The 18802-nt window shown below is 66.2% G+C and carries 13 protein-coding genes; 8 read left to right on the forward strand and 5 right to left on the reverse strand.

Features of this window, described 5'->3' with window-relative positions:
* Positions 1-375 precede the first annotated feature (375 nt).
* Both WJ12_RS20210 and WJ12_RS20215 read left to right on the forward strand, forming a co-directional pair.
* A complete protein-coding gene (locus WJ12_RS20210) occupies positions 376-4851 on the forward strand; it encodes a YadA-like family protein (RefSeq protein ID WP_059562623.1) in 4476 nt (1491 codons plus the stop codon).
* Between the two features lie 44 nt (positions 4852-4895).
* The gene (locus WJ12_RS20215) at positions 4896-5291 is read left to right on the forward strand and encodes an outer membrane protein assembly factor BamE (protein WP_049035342.1); all 396 of its coding nucleotides are present in this window, start codon (positions 4896-4898) and stop codon (positions 5289-5291) included.
* A gap of 78 nt (positions 5292-5369) precedes the next feature.
* On the opposite strand, the gene WJ12_RS20220 is transcribed toward WJ12_RS20215, so the two are convergent.
* The gene (locus WJ12_RS20220; protein WP_059562690.1) at positions 5370-5558 is read right to left on the reverse strand and encodes a hypothetical protein; all 189 of its coding nucleotides are present in this window, start codon (positions 5556-5558) and stop codon (positions 5370-5372) included.
* Positions 5559-5720: 162 nt separating this feature from the next.
* On the opposite strand from WJ12_RS20220, the gene WJ12_RS20225 reads away from it, so the two are divergent.
* Both WJ12_RS20225 and uvrA read left to right on the forward strand, forming a co-directional pair.
* Positions 5721-5939 carry a DUF3820 family protein gene (locus tag WJ12_RS20225; protein WP_034192020.1) on the forward strand — a complete coding sequence of 73 codons (219 nt, stop codon included), beginning with the start codon at positions 5721-5723 and terminating at the stop codon, positions 5937-5939.
* Positions 5940-6162: 223 nt separating this feature from the next.
* Positions 6163-12057, forward strand: a complete 5895-nt coding sequence (gene uvrA / locus WJ12_RS20230) for an excinuclease ABC subunit UvrA (RefSeq protein WP_059562626.1) — start codon at positions 6163-6165, stop codon at positions 12055-12057.
* Positions 12058-12136: 79 nt separating this feature from the next.
* Here uvrA and WJ12_RS20235 read toward each other — a convergent pair whose 3' ends face one another.
* The 3 genes from WJ12_RS20235 to WJ12_RS20245 all read right to left on the reverse strand — a co-directional run bounded on the left by WJ12_RS20235 (position 12137) and on the right by WJ12_RS20245 (position 14438).
* A complete protein-coding gene (locus WJ12_RS20235; protein ID WP_059562628.1) occupies positions 12137-12871 on the reverse strand; it encodes an ABC transporter substrate-binding protein in 735 nt (244 codons plus the stop codon).
* 110 nt (positions 12872-12981) lie between these two features.
* Positions 12982-13464, reverse strand: coding sequence for a cupin domain-containing protein (locus tag WJ12_RS20240; protein ID WP_034191798.1), 483 nt, complete (start codon positions 13462-13464; stop codon positions 12982-12984).
* Between the two features lie 65 nt (positions 13465-13529).
* Positions 13530-14438: an alpha/beta fold hydrolase gene (locus WJ12_RS20245; protein WP_059562633.1), complete on the reverse strand. Its 909-nt coding sequence runs from the start codon at positions 14436-14438 to the stop codon at positions 13530-13532.
* A gap of 88 nt (positions 14439-14526) precedes the next feature.
* Between WJ12_RS20245 and WJ12_RS20250 the strand changes: the two genes are divergently transcribed.
* The 4 genes from WJ12_RS20250 to WJ12_RS20265 all read left to right on the forward strand — a co-directional run bounded on the left by WJ12_RS20250 (position 14527) and on the right by WJ12_RS20265 (position 16375).
* Positions 14527-14913, forward strand: coding sequence for a MerR family transcriptional regulator (locus WJ12_RS20250; protein WP_034191796.1), 387 nt, complete (start codon positions 14527-14529; stop codon positions 14911-14913).
* Between the two features lie 25 nt (positions 14914-14938).
* Positions 14939-15184, forward strand: a complete 246-nt coding sequence (locus WJ12_RS20255; protein ID WP_059562636.1) for an alpha/beta hydrolase — start codon at positions 14939-14941, stop codon at positions 15182-15184.
* 242 nt (positions 15185-15426) lie between these two features.
* Positions 15427-15831, forward strand: coding sequence for a hypothetical protein (locus WJ12_RS20260; protein ID WP_049034464.1), 405 nt, complete (start codon positions 15427-15429; stop codon positions 15829-15831).
* Between the two features lie 202 nt (positions 15832-16033).
* Complete coding sequence (locus tag WJ12_RS20265; RefSeq protein ID WP_059562639.1) at positions 16034-16375, forward strand: immunity protein Imm33 domain-containing protein; 342 nt, start codon at positions 16034-16036, stop codon at positions 16373-16375.
* A gap of 1206 nt (positions 16376-17581) precedes the next feature.
* On the opposite strand, the gene WJ12_RS20270 is transcribed toward WJ12_RS20265, so the two are convergent.
* Positions 17582-18502 (reverse strand): LysR family transcriptional regulator, encoded by a 921-nt coding sequence (locus WJ12_RS20270; protein WP_059562643.1) that lies wholly within the window; start codon positions 18500-18502, stop codon positions 17582-17584.
* Positions 18503-18802 lie beyond the last annotated feature (300 nt).

Consider the following 18802-nt stretch of genomic DNA (forward strand, 5'->3'; position numbering starts at 1 on the left):
TTTTCGTTCATCCGGCGTCTGAACGGCGCCTTCCCATGAAATTCAAGGTCGCCGCCGGCTCGGCGCGACGGCGCGCGCACGCGAATCCGCGATGCGCGGGGCAGCGTGCCGCCGTCTTCGCGTGCCATCGGCTTCCATGATCCGATAACCGGCGAGTGCCGCCGCGCAGCGTGCCGACGCGCGCGTGCGGCGTGCCGTCGCGCGATCGCCGTGGCGATCGTGATTGCCGAGCAGCGTTGTTCGATCGTTTAGTTAGCTATCCAAAGTGAATCGCGAAGCGTCGCGACACGGGCGAGGAGGCGGGCCGATGCATCATCGCTTGCCGTCGCGCTCGCTGCTGCGTCATCCAGCACATGAGAACCGAGGGAACACAAGATGAACAAGTCGTTCAAGTCGATCTGGAACGAAGCACTGGGGGCCTGGGTCGCGGCGTCCGAGCTTGACCGTGCGCGCGGCAAGCGGGTTGCGTCGTCGGCAGTCAGGTCCGGGCATGCCGCGAGCGAGGGCGCCGCGAGCCGCGCGGGCCGGTCTTCGATGCCGTCGCCGCGGCGATTGGCCGTGCTGATGGCGTCAACTTATCTTGCGTTGTTCCATGCGGGCGCGCACGCGCAGTATGCGCAGGATGGCGGCTCCGCGACCGGCGGCGTGAGCTCGATCTCGATCGGCGTCGGGTCGAGTGCCGCGCAGCAGAATTCCACCGCGCTGGGCAACCTGTCGACGGCGCAGGGCGTGTCGGCCACCGCGCTGGGGCCGGGCGCGCATGCGATGGCGGACGGTTCGACGGCCGTCGGCATCAATTCGCAGGCGACCGGTGTCAATAGCGCGGCGTTCGGTGTGCAGGCGATCGGGTCGGGCGCGTTTTCGGTTGCCGTCGGGAATGCAACGCAGGCGACGCAGTCCGGTACGGTGGCGATCGGCAGTGGCGCGACCGCGAGCGGCACGTCCGCCATCGGGCTCGGGAACAATGCGACGGCCTCCGGTCAGAGTGCGGCTGCGCTCGGACTCGGCGCCGTTTCGTCGGGTATCGGCAGCGTCGCGCTTGGTTTTTCGGCGCAGGCGACCAATCAGGGCGCGGTTGCGCTCGGCAACCAGTCGACGAGTTCCGGCGCTGCCGGTGTCGCGGTGGGCAGCGGTGCGCTGACGACCGGCAATTCGTCGATCGCGATGGGTGTCAACAGCGGCGCGAAGGGTGCAACGTCGATCGCGATCGGCTGGGGCGGCACGGCCGGCGTACCGGGCTCGGGCACGCAGTCGCTCGGCACCAGTTCGATCGCGCTCGGCTCCGCCACGACTGCGGGCGCCGATCAGGCAATGGCACTCGGCCTGAGCGCCAATGCGTCGGGCGTCAGCTCGATCGCGGCCGGCGTGCAGTCGACCGCGACGCAGCAGTTCGCCGTCGCGCTCGGCAATCTCGCGCGCAGCAGCGGCATTTCGGCGACCGCACTCGGGTCCGGCGCGACGGCGTCGGCCACGAATGCGACGGCGGTCGGTATCAATAGCGTCGCGGCGGCGAGTTCGACCGTGGCGATCGGCGACTCCAACTCGGTCGCCGCGGCGGCCGGTGCCGGTTCGGTCGCCGGCGGCTACGGCTCGAAGGTGCTGGGCGGTACCGGCGCAGTCGCGCTCGGCTTCGGCCAGACCGTGAGCGGCAACGGCGCGGTAGCGATCGGCGATCCGAGCACCGCGATCGGCACGGGTGCGGTCACGCTGGGGGCGAACAACACCGCGAACGGCGACGGGGCGGTGGCGATCGGCAATACCAACAACGCGCAGGGCACTGGTTCCCTCGCGCTCGGCAATACGTCGACGGCGGCAGCAGCGGGGGCGGTCGCGTTCGGCGCCTCGGCCGTGGCGAACAATGCGAACGATGTCGCGCTCGGCTCGGGCTCGACGACGGCCGCGCCGAATCCGACGGCCAGCGCGGTGATCGGCGGTGTCACGTACAACTTCAACGGTACGTCGCCGACCAGCGTCGTCAGCGTCGGCGCGGCGGGTACCGAGCGCCAGATCACCAACGTCGCGGCCGGACGGATCAGTTCGTCGAGCACGGACGCGATCAACGGCTCGCAACTGGCCGCGACGAACCTGGCGGTCGATTCGCTGTCGACGTCGACGGCATCGAGCATCACGTCGTTGTCGACCTCGACGTCCACCGGGTTGTCGTCGGCAACCAGCGCGATTTCGTCGCTGTCCACGTCGGCGTCGACGGGCATCACGTCGCTCTCGACGGGCCTGAGTTCGACCAACAGCACGGTGACGTCGCTGTCGACGTCGACCTCCACCGGGTTGTCTTCGGCAAACAGCGCGATCACGTCGTTGTCGACCTCGACGTCGACCGGCATCACGTCGCTGTCGACGGGCCTGAGTTCGACCAACAGCACGGTGACGTCGCTGTCGACGTCGACGTCCACCGGGTTGTCTTCGGCAAACAGCGCGATCACGTCGTTGTCGACCTCGACGTCGACGGGCATCACGTCACTGTCGACGGGCCTGAGTTCGACCAACAGCACGGTGACGTCACTGTCGACCTCGACGTCGACGGGCATCAGCTCGCTGTCTACCGGCCTGAGTTCGACCAACAGTTCGGTGACGTCGCTGTCCACCGGATTGAGCTCGACCAACAGCGCGGTCACGTCGTTGTCGACCTCCACGTCGACCGTCGTCGGGTCGTTGTCGACGGGCCTGAGTTCGACCAACAGTTCGGTCACATCGCTGTCGACGTCGACGTCAACGGGCATCACGTCGCTGTCCACCGGCCTGTCGAGCACGAACAGCACGGTCACGTCGCTGTCGACCTCCACGTCGACGATCGTCGGTTCGTTGTCCACCGGCGTCGCGTCGCTGTCCACCGGCCTGAGCACGACGAACAGCAGCGTGACGTCGCTGTCGACGGCCACGTCGTCGAGTATCGGCTCACTGTCCACCGGCCTCAGTTCGACGACCAGCTCGATCTCGTCGCTGTCGACGTCGACGTCGACGACCGTCGGCTCGCTGTCCACCGGCCTGTCGAGCACGAACAGCAACCTGACGTCGCTGTCCACCGCGACGTCGACGGGCATCGGCTCGCTGTCGACGGGCCTCAGCTCGATCGCGTCGAACAACACCAACCTCGGCAACAGCACGGCAGGTGCGATCGGCGGCGGCGCGACCTATGACCCGACGACCGGCACGATCTCCGCGCCGTCGTACGTGACGTACAACAGCGACGGCACGACGACGGTCAACAACAATGTCGGTTCGGCGGTCGACAACATCAACGCGCACGGCATCAAGTACTTCCACGCGAACTCGACCGCGCCGGACAGCCAGGCGCTCGGACTCGACAGTGTCGCGATCGGTCCGAACGCCGTGTCGAAGGTCGACGGCAGCATCGCGCTCGGCGCCGGCTCGGTAGCCGATCGCGCGACGGTGCCGACGTCCGGCACGATTCGCAACGGCAGCGCGTCGATTCCGTTCAACACGACCGACCAGACGCTGCTCGGCGCGGTGTCGGTCGGCGACGCGACGAGCAAGACGTACCGCCAGATCACCAACGTCGCGGACGGCACCGGCCAGCAGGATGCGGTCACCGTGCGACAACTGGCGGGCGCGCTGCAATCGTTCGCGGTCACCACCACGAAGTACTTCCACGCGAACTCGACGGCCGTGGATTCGCTTGCGGTCGGCGCGGAATCGGTCGCGGTCGGCCCGACGACGGTCGTCAACGGCGACAACGGCGTGGGCATCGGAAACGGCGCGATCGTCGATGCCACCGCGCCGGGCGGCGTCGCGATCGGGCAGGCGGCGAGCGTCGCGCAGGCCGATGCGATCGCGCTCGGCAGCGGGGCGACGGCCACCGGCGCGCAGTCCGTCGCGCAGGGCGCGAACGCGGTCGCGGCGAGCGTGGGCAGCGTCGCGCTCGGGTCGGGCGCGCACGCCACGGCGACCGATGCGCTTGCGTTCGGCGCCGGCGCGTCGGCGACCTATGCGAACAGCGTCGCGCTCGGCGCGGGTTCGCTGACCACGGTCGGCGCGCAGACGAACTACATCGCATACGGCCTGAGCAGCCCGCAGTCGTCGGCCGGCGAGGTCAACATCGGCAACCGGCAGATCACCGGCCTCGCGGCCGGCAAGAACGGCACCGACGCGGTGAACGTGTCGCAGCTCGACTCGGTCGCCAACCAGCTGACGACGCTGATCAACCAGCGCACGTCGAACCTCGGCGGCTCGTACACGACGAATCCGAGCGGCACGAACGTGCCGCCGGGCTCGACCGGGTCGAACTCGTCGGCGGGCGGCTCGGGCGCGGTCGCATCGGGCTCGAACAGCACGGCGGTCGGCAACGGGGCGCTCGCATCGGGCAACGGCTCGACCGCGATCGGCGTCGGGTCGACCGCGTCCGGCAGCAATTCGGCCGCGATCGGCACGGGCAGCAACGACGGCGGCCGCTCGAACGTCGTGGCGGTCGGCTCCGCGGATTCGGCGCGCCAGGTCGTCAACGTCGCGGCCGGCACGCAGGGCACCGACGCGGTCAACGTGAACCAGCTCAACGCGAGCGTCGGCAACACGCTGTCGCAGGCGAACAGCTACACGGACGGTCAGGTCGCGAGCTTGCGCAACAGCCTCGACAGCTACCGCCGCGATGCGGACGGCGGCACGGCGACGGCGATGGCCGTCGCCGGCCTGCCGCAGCCGTCCGGCCCCGGCAAGAGCATGGTCGCACTGGCCGGCAGCGTGTATCGCGGCCAGTCGGGGCAGGCGCTGGGCATCTCGACGATTTCGGAGAACAACCACTGGATCTACAAGGCGGCCGTCTCGACCAACACGCGCGGCACGTATGGCGCGGTGGTCGGTGCCGGGTATCAGTGGTGAGCCGCGGCGCGCGCCGTTTCCCTTCCATTCAGACAATGGCAAACATGAACGCAAATCTTGCAAAGTTCGCGGCCGCCGCACTGGTCGCCGCCGCCGGCCTGACCGGATGCGCCACGCAGCAGGGCGATCCGCCGTTCCCGTCGCCCGATACGGCCACGCTGCCCGAAGGCACGTATCCGAATCTCGCGAACCTGGCGCAGGTGCAGCCGGGCGTGACGAAGAACCAGCTGTACGAACTGCTCGGGCCGCCGCATTTCCACGAGTGGATCTTCCACGTGCGGACGTGGAACTACCTGTTCCAGTTCCGCGACGCGGGGAAGGTCGCGACCTGCCAGTATCAGGTGCAGTTCGATTCGGATAGCCGCGTCGCGAAGACGCGGTGGGACAAGCCGGAGTGCGAGGCCTTCGGCGGGAAGGGGGCGGCGGGCAACGCAGGCTGACGCGGCACGGCCGGTTCTCGGGCCGGGCGGCGGGCGTCGATGGCGCAGGTCCATCGGCGCCCGCCACCGGGCGTCGGGTCAGTGCCTGAGCACGCACACGGCCACGATTTCGTACCCGGGGTCGGCATGCACGTGCGCCGCCTTTTCCGATTCCTCATACGAACGAAACGACGTGGCATCTTCAACCGCCGGTGCCATGCCGATATCGCCATCCTCGGCGGTGCAGAGGAACTGCTCGCCGGTCTTCACGACGTAGACGGACAACATGACGCCCTCCATCGTTTGCAGGGGGAATTCCAGTCTAGCAGGCCGGAAAAGGGGCGCGGGCGGTTCGTGGCGGCCTGTTCGCGAGGCCGCGGCCGGCGGGTTTGCCGCGTGCCGCATCGGCCCGGCGCGCGACACGGGCCCAAAGGCGTGCACAATACGCGGATGCAGACCGCCGACCTCGCACACCTCGTCACCGTCACCATGCCCTTTGGCAAGTACAAGGGCCGGCTCATCGCCGACCTGCCCGGACCTTATCTCAACTGGCTGGCCCGTGAAGGCTTCCCGCGCGGCGAAATCGGCCGGCAGCTGGCGCTGATGCACGAAATCGATCACAACGGCCTGAGGGACTTGCTGGAACCGTTGCGCACGCGTTCGTCGTGAGCGACGCCGCTTTCGCCAGGGCGCTTGCCGGCCGTTCCCCGGCCGCCTGCCCATGACGCCCGCAGGGTCGTCATGGAAAACTGTATGAATATACAGTATAGTACCCGTCGAACTCGAGCCGCACAGGTGCAACCCTTGCGGCGCGTGCGCCGCGCCTGCGGATATCCGCCGCAGCGTTCCGGCACCGTGAATTCCGGCTAACTCATTCAGACGGGCAGGCAAATTGTCATCCAGCAATCTGATCCGCATTCGCGGAGCACGTCAGCACAACCTCAAGAACCTCGATCTCGACCTGCGCACCGGCGAAATGACGGTCGTCACGGGCCCGTCGGGCTCCGGCAAGTCGAGTCTCGTGTTCGACACGCTGTATGCGGAAGGGCAGCGGCGCTACGTCGAAACCTTCAGCGCGTACGCACGCCAGTTCCTCGACCGGATGGACCGCCCGCAGGTCGAGCGCGTCGACGGCGTGCCGCCCGCGATCGCGATCGACCAGACCAACCCGGTCCGCAGTTCGCGTTCGACCGTCGGCACGATGACCGAGCTGAACGATCACCTGAAGCTGCTGTACGCGCGCGCGGCCGAGCTGTTCGACCGCCAGACCGCGCGGCAGGTGCGGCACGACACGCCGGAAACGATCTACGCGGATCTCGTCGCTCGCACGCGGGCGGACGATCCGCGCGTCGTCGTCACGTTCCCGGTCGAATTGCCGGAAGCGGTGTCCGACGAGGAAATCGCGCAGTGGCTGTCCGCGAGCGGCTATACGCGCGTGCAGGCGCAGCGCGAAGTCGCGTCGCCCACCGGGCCGCGCAAGATGCTCGACGTGGTGGCCGACCGCTTCCGCGTGCAGCAGGCCGACAAGGTGCGCGTGGTCGAGGCGATCGAGGCGTCGCTGAAGCGCGGCGGCGGCCGCGTGAACGTATACGTGCTGGCCCCCGAGGCCGAACATGCGGTCGCCGAGCCGCAGGTGTGGCGCTTCTCCACCGGGCTGCACGATCCCGACAGCGACCTGCGCTACGCGGAACCGCAGGCGGCGCTGTTCTCGTTCAACTCGGCGTACGGCGCGTGCGAAACCTGCCGCGGCTTCGGCCGCGTGATCGGCGTCGATCTCGGCCTCGTGATTCCGGACGCGCGCAAGACGCTGCGCGGCGGCGCGATCAAGCCGATGCAGACCCCCGCATGGAAAGAGTGCCAGGACGACCTGATGCGCTACGCGGCGAAGGCCGGCATCCGCCGCGACGTGGCGTGGTCCGAGCTGACCGACGCCGAACGCGACTGGGTCGTCAACGGTTCGCCGGACTGGAACGGCAAGTGGCAGAGCCAGTGGTACGGCGTGAAGCGCTTCTTCGGCTATCTCGAATCGAAAGCGTACAAGATGCATATCCGCGTGCTGCTGTCGAAATACCGCAGCTACACGCCGTGCGACGTGTGCGGCGGCGCGCGCCTGAAGACGGAATCGCTGCAATGGCGGCTCGGCTCGAAAGAGAATGCCGACGGCGTGCTCGCGCCGGCCGAGCGCTTCATGCCGCGCGGCGTCGACTGGAGCCGCGCGCAGCTCGAGGCGCTGCCGGGCCTGACCGTGCACGACCTGATGCTGCTGCCGATCGAGCGCATCCGGCGCTTTTTCGACGGCATCAGCCTGCCGAGCGCGCTGCTCGACGATGCGCTGAAGCTGCTGCTCGCCGAGGTGCGCACGCGCCTGAAATACCTGTGCGACGTGGGGCTCGGCTACCTGACGCTCGACCGGCAGAGCCGCACCCTGTCGGGCGGCGAGGTGCAGCGGATCAACCTGACGACGGCGCTCGGCACGTCGCTGACCAAAACCCTGTTCGTCCTCGACGAACCGAGCATCGGGCTGCATCCGCGCGATCTGACACGGATCGTCGAGGCGATGCAGCGGCTGCGCGACGCGGGCAATACGCTGGTCGTCGTCGAGCACGATCCGTCGGTGATGCTCGCGGCCGACCGGCTGATCGACATGGGGCCGGGTCCGGGCGAGCGCGGCGGCACGATCGTCTACGACGGCACGCCGGCCGACATCCGTTCCGCGCCCACGCTGACCGGCGAGTATCTCGGCGGCCGCAAGCAGGTCGCGCACGCGTCGAACTGGGCGCGCCGGGCGGTCGACGCGCATACGCCGCGCATCGTGCTCGAAGGCGCGAGCGAACACAACCTGCGCGACGTGACGGTCGAGATTCCGCTGCAGCGGCTCGTCTGCGTGACGGGCGTGTCCGGTTCCGGCAAATCGACGCTGCTGCAGGACGTGCTGTATCCGGCGATGGCGCGGCACCACGGCAAGGCGACCGAGTCGCCGGGCGCGTACCGCAGCCTCACGGGCGCGGACCAGGTCGGCGACGTCGTGTTCGTCGACCAGTCGCCGATCGGCAAGACCACGCGCTCGAACCCGGCGAGCTACGTCGGCGCGTTCGACGAGATCCGCAAGCTGTTCGCGAAGGCGCCGCTCGCGCTGCAGCGCGGCTACGGCGCCGGCACGTTCAGCTTCAACTCGGGAGACGGTCGTTGCCCGACCTGCGGCGGCTCGGGCTTCGAGCACATCGAGATGCAGTTCCTGAGCGACGTGTACCTGCGCTGCCCGGACTGCGACGGCAGCCGCTACCGCGCCGAGATCCTCGAGGTGCGCATCGAACGCGGCGGCCGTGCGCTGAACATCGCCGACGTGCTCGACCTGACCGTCAGCGAGGCGGCCGCGTTCTTCGCGACCGACGCCGAGGTGCTGCGCGTGCTGCAGCCGATCGTCGACGTCGGCCTCGAATACGTGAAGCTCGGCCAGCCGGTGCCGACGCTGTCGGGCGGCGAGGCGCAGCGCCTGAAGCTCGCCGGCTTCCTCGCCGAATCCGCGGCGGCGGCCAACGGGCGCCGGGTCGCGACGGAAGAGGCGCGCATCGCGCGCGCGAAGCTGTTCATGTTCGACGAGCCGACCACCGGGCTGCACTTCGACGACATCGCGAAGCTGATGCAGGCGTTCGGCAAGCTGCTCGCGGCCGGCCATTCGCTGATCGTGATCGAGCACAACCTCGACGTGATCCGCGCGGCCGACTGGCTGATCGATCTCGGCCCGGAAGGCGGCGACGGCGGCGGCCTCGTGCTGTGCGCGGGCACGCCCGACGACGTGAAGGCCTGCGCCGAATCGCACACGGGCGTCGCGCTGCTGCAGTACGACCGCGAGATGGACGCCGAGGCGGCGCTCGCCGACGAAGGCGTGCCGCTGCAGGCCGTGCTGAACGCCGCGCGCGAGCGCCGTGCGATCGAGGGCGAGGACGTCGTGCGGATCGTCAACGCGCGCGAGCACAACCTGAAGGCGCTCGACGTCGACATTCCGCACGGCAAGTTCAACGTGATCACCGGCGTATCGGGCTCCGGCAAGTCGACGCTCGCGTTCGACATCCTGTTCCACGAAGGCCAGCGCCGCTACCTCGAATCGCTGAACGCGTATGCACGCTCGATCGTGCAGCCGGCCGGGCGGCCCGAAGTCGACGCGGTGTACGGCATTCCGCCGACCGTCGCGATCGAGCAGCGGCTGTCGCGCGGCGGGCGCAAGAGCACGGTCGCGACCACGTCCGAAGTGTGGCACTTCCTGCGGCTGCTGTACGTGAAGCTCGGCCTGCAGCATTGCATCCACGACGGCACGCCGGTCACGTCGCAATCCGTCGAATCGATCGCCGCGCAGCTGCTGCGCGATCATCGCGGCGAGCACGTCGGATTGCTCGCGCCGCTCGTCGTGAACCGCAAGGGGGTGTACACCGATCTCGCGAAGTGGGCGAAGGCGCGCGGCAGCACGCATCTGCGTGTCGACGGCGAGTTCGTGCCGGTCGATCCGTGGCCGAAGCTCGACCGCTTCCGCGAGCACACGATCGAATTGCCGGTCGCCGATCTCGTCGTGTCGCCGGACAACGAAGCCGAATTGCGTCGCAGGCTCGACGAGACGCTCGAGCTCGGCAAGGGCGTGATGCACCTGCTCGCGCCGCTCGACGGGCTGCACGACGCGATGCGGAACAACCATTCGACCGCGCGCGTCGGCACGGTCAAGGTGCTGTCGGTCAAGCGTGCGTGCCCGGTATGCGGCACGAGCTATCCGGAGCTGGACCCGCGAATGTTCTCGTACAACAGCAAGCACGGCTGGTGCACGACCTGCGTCGGCACCGGCGTCACGCTTACGCGCGAACAACGCGCCGCGTACGACGACACGGTACTCGCCGAGGACGGCCGCGGCCGCGAGCAGACGCTGCCGTCGGACGAGCAGGAACCGGAAGGCGTCGGCAACGAGCCGTGCCCGGACTGCGGCGGGACGCGGCTGAACCCGACCGCTCGCGCGGTCACGTTCGACGCGCATCCGATCGTCGAGGTCGCGCAGTGGACGGTGTCGGACACGCGCCGCTGGATCGACGCGCTCGAACTCACCGGGCGCGACGCGCAGATCGCGCGCGACATCGTCAGCGAGATCGGCAGCCGCCTCGCATTCCTCGAGGAAGTCGGGCTCGGTTACCTGAGCCTCGACCGTGCGGCGCCCAGCCTGTCGGGCGGCGAAGCGCAGCGCATCCGGCTCGCCGCGCAGCTCGGCAGCAACCTGCAGGGCGTGTGCTACGTGCTCGACGAGCCGACGATCGGCCTGCATCCGCGCGACAACCAGATCCTGCTCGACGCGCTGCGCAAGCTCGGCGACAAGGGCAATACGCTCGTCGTCGTCGAACACGACGAGGACACGATCCGTCGCGCCGATCACATCATCGACATCGGCCCCGGCGCCGGCAAGCGCGGCGGTGCGCTAGTCGCGCAGGGCGCGGTCGCCGATCTCGCCGCGCAGGCCGACTCGGTCACGGGTCGGCTGCTCGCGCGGCCGATGACGCATCCGCTGCAGCCGCGCCGTAGCGTGAGCCTGCCGGGCAAGAAGGGCGGCGCGGCCGTGCCGGAAGCGTGGCTGACCGTGCACGGTGCGCGGCTGCACAACCTGCGCGACGTCACGGTCGGCATTCCGCTCGCGCGGCTCGTCGCGGTGACGGGTGTCAGCGGCTCGGGCAAGTCGACGCTCGCGCGCGACGTGCTGATGACGAACCTGCTCGACGCGGTCGGCCGCTCGGTGCTTTCGTCGCCCGCCACACGGCGCGCACGCAAGGCCGCGCAGCAGGACGCGCCGGCGGCCAACCGCCGCTCGAGCGTGCTCGCACGCAGCGCGCCGCGGCCGTCGCTGAACGTCACGCACGCGTGGCAGGGCTGCGCGTCGCTGAGCGGCTGGGAGCAGATCGATCGCGTGCTCGAAGTCGACCAGACGCCGATCGGCAAGACACCGCGTTCGTGTCCGGCCACCTACATCGGCGTGTGGGACACGATCCGCAAGCTGTTCGCGGACACCCTGGAGGCGCGTGCGCGCGGCTATACGGCGTCCCGGTTCTCGTTCAATACCGGCGACGGGCGCTGCCCGGCGTGCGAAGGACAAGGCGTGCGCACGATCGGCATGAGCTTCCTGCCCGACGTGAAGGTGCCGTGCGACGTGTGTCACGGCCAGCGTTTCAATCCGGAGACGCTCGCCGTCACGTGGCGTGGCCGGAACATCGGCGACGTGCTGACGATGGAGATCGACGAGGCGGTGGAATTCTTCGCGCCGATCTCGAACATCGCGCATCCGCTGCAGCTGATGAAGGACGTCGGGCTCGGTTACCTGACGCTCGGCCAGCCGTCACCGACGTTGTCCGGCGGCGAGGCGCAGCGCATCAAGCTGGTCACCGAGCTGACGAAGGTGCGCGACGACATCACGCGGCGTGGCCAGAAGGCGCCGCATACGCTGTACGTGCTCGACGAACCGACGGTCGGCCTGCACATGGCGGACGTCGCGAAGCTGATCCGCGTGCTGCACCGGCTCGTCGATGCGGGGCATAGCGTCGTCGTGATCGAGCATGATCTCGACGTGATCGCGGAAGCCGACTGGATCATCGACCTCGGGCCGGAGGGCGGTGTGGGCGGCGGCACGATCGTCGCGGCGGCGCCGCCCGAAGCGCTCGTGAAGGTCGGCGCGAGCCATACGGGGCAGGCGCTCAAGCCGGTGCTGGCGCGCACGAGTTCGGATGAAGGGGAAGCCGAGCGCGAGGGAGAGGCGCGCGTCGGTTGAGCGCGGGGCTTCCATTCGGTCGACGGCCGCGGTGTCTTGCCGGACACCGCGGCCGTTTCATTTCGTCATGCGCGTCCGGTCAGACGGCCGGGGCGACGGACGCGCCCGTGATACCGTGCCGACGCAGCGATTCGGCGACGAAGCCCGACGCCTTCATGTCCTCGACGAAGGCGTTCAACACCGCGGCGGCGGCTTCGCCGCGGCTCTTCGGTACGCCCATCGCCTGCCGGATCTCCATGAAGCGCGCGTCGAGCAGGCGCAGGCCGGTCGTCTTCGCGGCGTCGGCTTCGAGCTGCTGCTTCACGCCGGCGGCGACTTCCAGATGCTGTTCGAGAAACGTCGGCACGACGGCCTGCGATGTCGGTGCGCGCACGATCCGGGCGGCTTTCAGTTCGCGCGTGAGGAACAGGTCGTATGCGCTGCCCTTGCCGACGGCCACGCGGTTGTGCGGCTGGTCGACGTCCGCGTTGGTGCGGATCGGCGATGCGTCGGGCACGAGGTAGAAGCCTTCGATCAGCACGTACGGTGCGGTGAACGCAACCGTTTCACCGCGCAGCGGATCGACCGCGAAGAAGCCGAAATCGGCGCGTTCTTCAGTCAGCGCCTGCACCGATTGGCCGGCGGTGTCGAATACGACGAGTTCCAGCTCGGCCGACAGGCGCTCGGCGAATGCGCGCGCGAGGTCGATCGAGACGCCGAATGGTTCGCCGGTCGCCGGATCCCGGTTCGCGAGGATCGGGTTGCCGAGGTTGATCGACGCGCGGAGCTTGCCGGTGGGGGTGAAGGCGGAGCGGACGGAGGAAGCGATGGGCATGACGGGCTCTCGTTGGGGCGTGGGCGGGCGGATGCGATTGCGTACCGCCTCGCAGCTTATCACCAGCCCCGGGCCCGGGCCGGTATGCCGCGGGCGAGCCGCTGCAAACGTCAGTCCGGCATCCCGTCATGGGGGCCGAGCGGCCTGTCGGGCCAGTCGACCCAGCGATCCGCGCGGGTCCGCTCATAGGCCTCGTTGAGCGGGTAGCGAATGCGGTTGTCGTCGCGCGGGCGTTCGCCGATCACCATCAACCGGACTTCGTCCTTCGTATTGTTGATGAAGGTGTGGCAGATGCCGGTACCCGCGGGAAACGCGACCGAATCGCCTTCGGCGACCGGATGAAGCACGCCGTCGATCCAAACGTCGGGCTTGCCTTCGAGCACGTACACGAATTCCTGCTCGGTGCTTTCGGCATGCGGGTACGATGTCCGCCGGCCCGGAAGCAGCCTCACGTGATGAATACCGATGCGCGTGATGCCGAGCGCGGCGGAAAGCGGGGCATCCAGTGCCATCGGCTCGGTATCGCCGCGATAGCAATGCGCATCGGGTTCTTCGAGTTCGGTCCAGTGCTTGATGAAATCGGGGCGGCTCATCGGCGGTTCTCCGTGGGGACGAACATCGATGGTAGCGGTTTGGCGTCCGGGTGGACACGGGTCGCTCAGTGCGTCGCGACACGGTCGACGAAATCCGCCAGATCGCGATTGAAGCGCGCCGGTTCTTCGATGAAAGGCGCATGGCCCGAGTTCGCGTACAGTCGGATTTGAACGCGCGGCGCAATGGCCTTGGCACGGGCGATCGCCCCGTGGGTGTTCACCAGCGCGTCGCGTTCGCCATAGAGCAGCAGTACCGGCACGCGGGTGTTGCCGAGGCCCTCGGCCGCCGCCACCGTCATCGACGGCACCGCGCGCTGCATGTCCCATGAAGCCATCGCCGCGTTCGCGAGCAGCCGGTCGGCCGTGGCGGTGTCGGGCTGCGTGTGGAAGCACTGGCCGAGAAATGCGCGTTCGCCATCGAGGTGCGTCTTCAGGTCCGCGGAGATTATGTCGCGATAGATGTCCGCATGGGCGACGAGCTGGTCCGCCTTCAGTTCGATCACTCCGTCGACGTAGACGGCTCCCGCGATCCGGCTATCGCCATGAGCGGCCAGGTAGTTCGAGATGACGGCGCCGCCCAGCGACCATCCGACCAGTACCGGACGGTTCGCATGCGATGACGCAATGACGGCGGCGAGATCGTCCGCCCAGCGCCGCCCGTCGAGATAGGCGGCGGTTCCCGCCGGCTTGCCGGACAGGCCGTGGCCGCGCAGGTCGTACGTGATGATGCGATACCGCTGAAGCAGCGCGCTGTCGACCTGGGCATCCCAGTTCAGATGACTGCCGAGCAAGCCGTGAATCAGCACGATCGCCGGCCCGGACGGGTTTCCCGATTCCTGGACGGCAAGGGTGACGCCGTCCGGCGCGGTCACCGTATAGTTTGTTGTCGCGGCGCCGGCCGTCGATATCACCGCAAGCGCGGCGAGCATGGCCACCAGTGTCGAAAGCACGTGACGCAAGAGGGTATGGGGCATGATCGGTGTTCGAGAATCGTTGAGATGCCCACGAGTTTCAACCCTGACACTGATGTGAGGGTCAAGCGAAAGCTGCTATGCTTTTTCCATGACTCGATCTCCCGGACAAAACCTGCTGACCATTGGCGAGCTTGCGCGCCAGACCGGCGCAAGCGTGCGCTCGATCCGTCATTACGACGAGCAGGGGCTGCTCACGTCCGTTCGCGCGAGCAATGGTTACCGCGCGTTTCCTGCCGCAGCGGTGACGCAGGTCAGGCAGATTCAGCGGATGATCGCAACGGGTTTCAGTCTGGCCGAGATTCGTTCGTTTCCCGACTGCATGCGCATGATCGAAGGCGCGGGCGCATGCCCTGAAACCACTGATGCCCAGCGCAAACGACTGGCGTCGATCGAACGTCAGATCGCGGATCTCGAACGCCGTCGCGCGCGGTTGCTCAAGACCTTGGCCGAGGGGGCCGTGCCGCCGTTGGATTGATGTCCGGGGATGAGCGGGCAAGCCAGTGCTCATCATGCAGGGATTGCAGGATCTTCAGGTGGGCTCCGCGGATGCGCAACGGTTGAAACAGGCAAATCCCGCCGTTGAACTCGTGCTTGTCGCCGACGCCAACCACGTGCTCAAAGCGGTACATACGGCTGACCGTCGAGCCAACCTCGCGGCTTATCCTGATCCCGATCTCCCGTTGGCGGACGGTATCGTCGAAAGGATTGCCGCGTTCGTGTGGAAATCAACGACCGGGCAGCGGTAGGTAGTCGAATGATCGTCAATTGGCATTGCCTGCGCGTCTAAATGGATCGGCAAGTCGATGCGCGAGGATGAGCGTCCGCTTTCATAATCTTGATGGTCGCCTCAGGGGGCTGTAGCGGTTCTGTACATCTGTCGGCTCCCGGCCACCAACAGTCGTTCGACACTGTCACCGGAATCGTCGACAATCGACCGGGCTCTTATGACGGTAACTGCAGCCAGCCAACACTCGGGTCGGTAAACGCGATGGCAAAACCTATCTTGATCGTATTGCTGAAAGGTCCATTTCCGGAAGCTTTTTACTTTGTCGAGACTTTGCTCAAGCCTCTTGGATTTCTGCTTGCCAACCCTGATAGTGGGCGAATAACGCACTGGAGCGATGACGGCCAACAGATCGAAGTATCCAGAGCCAAGATTGTTGATGAAGCATCGACAGGTGTAGTGAAGAACGTTCAGTTTTGGCGGTCCGACAGCGATGATCTATTCGTGTCCTGGATCGATGCGTCGCCGGGATGGGAGTTTTCATTTCATCTCAATGGCGTCATACCAGAATTGAAGATCGCGTTGGTAACCGCACTCGCAAGTGCGATCCTGGTCGATTTAAAGCTGCAATACGAAGACGAGAGTGCCTTTCGGATCGATTTCGACTAACTTTCCAATAGAGCGTTCGGTTCAGATTCGGCTAGCTAGATCCAGCGACCGCTTCAAGAGCAATTGAGTGGCTGGTCAGGATCGGGTTGAGGCCGTCGCGGGCCACCGGGATGGCAACCGACCAGATTCGGCCAACTTGGGACATCCAACAAACCCGGCAGGATCGGTGACAATCACGACGAGTTAAGCATATTGCACAACAATGTCCAATGATCAAAGAAACGTTTGCCACCGATTCGGTGCAGAATACATGCCGCCCGAGGCGAGCCAGAAGGTAGGGATCGCGCTTGGATCCCTTGAGAATGTGCCGCTTCACGCGGTTCGGCTAACCCCGGAAAACGGTACGTGTGGTTGGTATATTTACGGCGGCGACTACTCACCGGACGCTGACTTCTATCAGCCGCTTCATGTGGCCCACTTGATCGAGCGCTGTCCGAACATTGTCCCTTACTTGGCACTGGCGCCGGGATGGCGTGTATTGCTTGCGCCGGACTATGAGGATGTCTGGTTCGATGGCGAGTTGCTGGTCACTGAAAGCTCGTAACGGCTATGAGCGGCCATTCGACATCGCGACCCGAATCGCCGACAATCCTCCGAGGATGGTTCTAGCAGTATTTTAAGATTGATTGAATATCGCCCTATGACCGTGAGAGAAGGCGGCATTTGTGCCCGCGCCATCGCTTATCTGAAGCCCATGGTGCAAGACTCAACACCAGCAATATCGTTGTCAGGCGAAGACTCGCCTGTTCTCCGTCCTCTTAGCGGCGACCTATTGGTTTCGTATGTCGTAGACGCATCTGATCATTTGGCTTTCGTTCAGCACCGGCATCTGGAACAGGAGTGTGTTTCGGCTGATCAGCTTCATTCGATCGCCGTTTCAAATTTGCAGACTCTTGCGGAAGAAAGGCTGGTTGTTCGTGAGTACGGTTCCATATATGTTGCACTCATGGGAGGTAACTTCGAGGCGAGTCTTCTCACGCTTGATGCCATGTGGAATCACTGGTATGCACATGTCGCCCCACAGGGCTTTGTCGCTGTTGCTCCAGCGCGTGACCTCCTTGCATTCTGCGACTCATCTTCCGCACAAGGGTTAGTGGAGCTTCGGCAAGTCGTAGAGCGGTCCGGGGATTGCGACCATCGACTGCTCCCGCACTTGTACCGACGCATAGCCGGCGCATGGAGACAACTGCCTGTCACACCGTGATCAGGGATGGCGATTCAGGCGCTCTGCGAATTAGGCAAGATAGACGCCAAGTCCAATGGGACAGATTCGCGTCTAACGACGATGCGAATGTCCGCTTTCGCTTTCCGCGATTGTCTCTTCAGGGCCGCAAGGAGCCTTTCGCCCCGGCTCCGCGCGGACACTCGATGTTGTGCGGGGTTACTTGCAGACATCGCCGAACGGCATGATAACGAGATGCCTGCGTATCACGACAGCATGCCTGCGCAGCCAAACTCAGGCTCCGCCGAACGCGTGACCGCGACTGTCCGCCGTGCAAGTGCGTCCCGGGCGAGTTGACACCTATCGGCGTGCAGCTTCACGCAGCGATGCAGCTGGTCGGTCCCGAACGGCGACCTGATGGCGCGTTATACCCGTCGCGCCGATATCGGGGGCACGACGCGATGCGTTTATCGTTCGAGGCGCTCACGTTGCTACGACCACGTATCACGCGCGCCTCGACGTATTTTCCGAGCATCCTGTCTTCCCCATCCAGCGAGTCGACGCCGAGGTGTGAGACGGGCATTTGCTTCAGGTAGCGATGCCGCGCGCACTGAAAAGCCCGGTTATCAGATCGATCTGATCCAGTCGTTCAATCCACCATCTCGACGCACGCCCCGTCTTATCCTCCCGCCAGCCGAGGTAGCAGTTTGTGTGCGCTCGCACGCCTGTTACCTGGCGCTCGACGAGCTTGCCCTGCCGTATCAACTCGTCGGCGACAGGCGCGGGCAGCATGCCGACGGCAATGCCTTCGCAAAGGAGGTCGATTTTGGCGGCCAGGTTCGGTACGACGATGACCGGTTGTCCGTCATGAATGGCCACCGATCTCGGCTCGAGTTCACGCGATGTATCGCTGATGACGACGCCGCGGTGACTTGAAATTGCGCTGCTGTCGAGGGGCTTTTCGTTCGCGGCAAGCGGATGATAAGGCGCCACGACAAAAACGTGACGTAGCAGACCGATCGGCCTTGCTGCAATGTTGGGCGCGTGTGGCGGCTCTCCCGCGGCGCCGATCGCGATATCCGTACGCCCCGTCACAAGCGCGTCCCACACGCCGCCGAGCACTTCGGTCGATAAACGCAGCCGTGTCGTCATCTTCAGTTCGTAGAACGCACGCACGTGCGGCCACAACGAAGGCAACGGGAGAATATCGTCGACGCACAGCCTGAGCTCGGCTTCCCAACCCGCATGGACACTTCGAACCTTGCTCTCCAGATCCTGCCCGGCTCGCAGCACATGACGACCGTCCTCCACGAGCAGTCTCCCCGCCTCCGTCATCTGCGCGCGCCGGCCGTTGCGATCAAACAGGGCGACGCCAAGATCAGCCTCGGCCTTTTTCACCAGATAAGTCAATGCCGACGGTACGCGATGAAGCAGCACGGCCGCTTCCGCGAACGTTCCCGCCCGGTCTATGGCATCGAGCACTTCGATAACTTCAAACGACAATTTCAAAACGATTACCTGTGAGATACGCCGCTGATGATCGACGCAGGGCTTGGGGTGTCGTTGGTCGAGACTTCCCTCGCGGCTGCGGGGCCGCCATTTTGGCAGCCGCCACGACGCTTTGCCACTGATTCCTCGGATCACGCACGTCAGCTCGGCTGGACTTTGGGGCACTGATACGAGGTGTTCAGGGACGGAAGCGTCGGTCACAAGTTTATCAACGCCGGAAGTCAATCCATGCGGATTCGAAGGGCGGTAGCAGGATGGCGGCGCCTACGTCGGGCTCCGTGCTGCCAGAAGCCGCCAGTC

Source organism: Burkholderia seminalis, from assembly GCF_001718535.1.
In the GTDB taxonomy this organism is placed as follows: Bacteria; Pseudomonadota; Gammaproteobacteria; order Burkholderiales; family Burkholderiaceae; genus Burkholderia; species Burkholderia seminalis.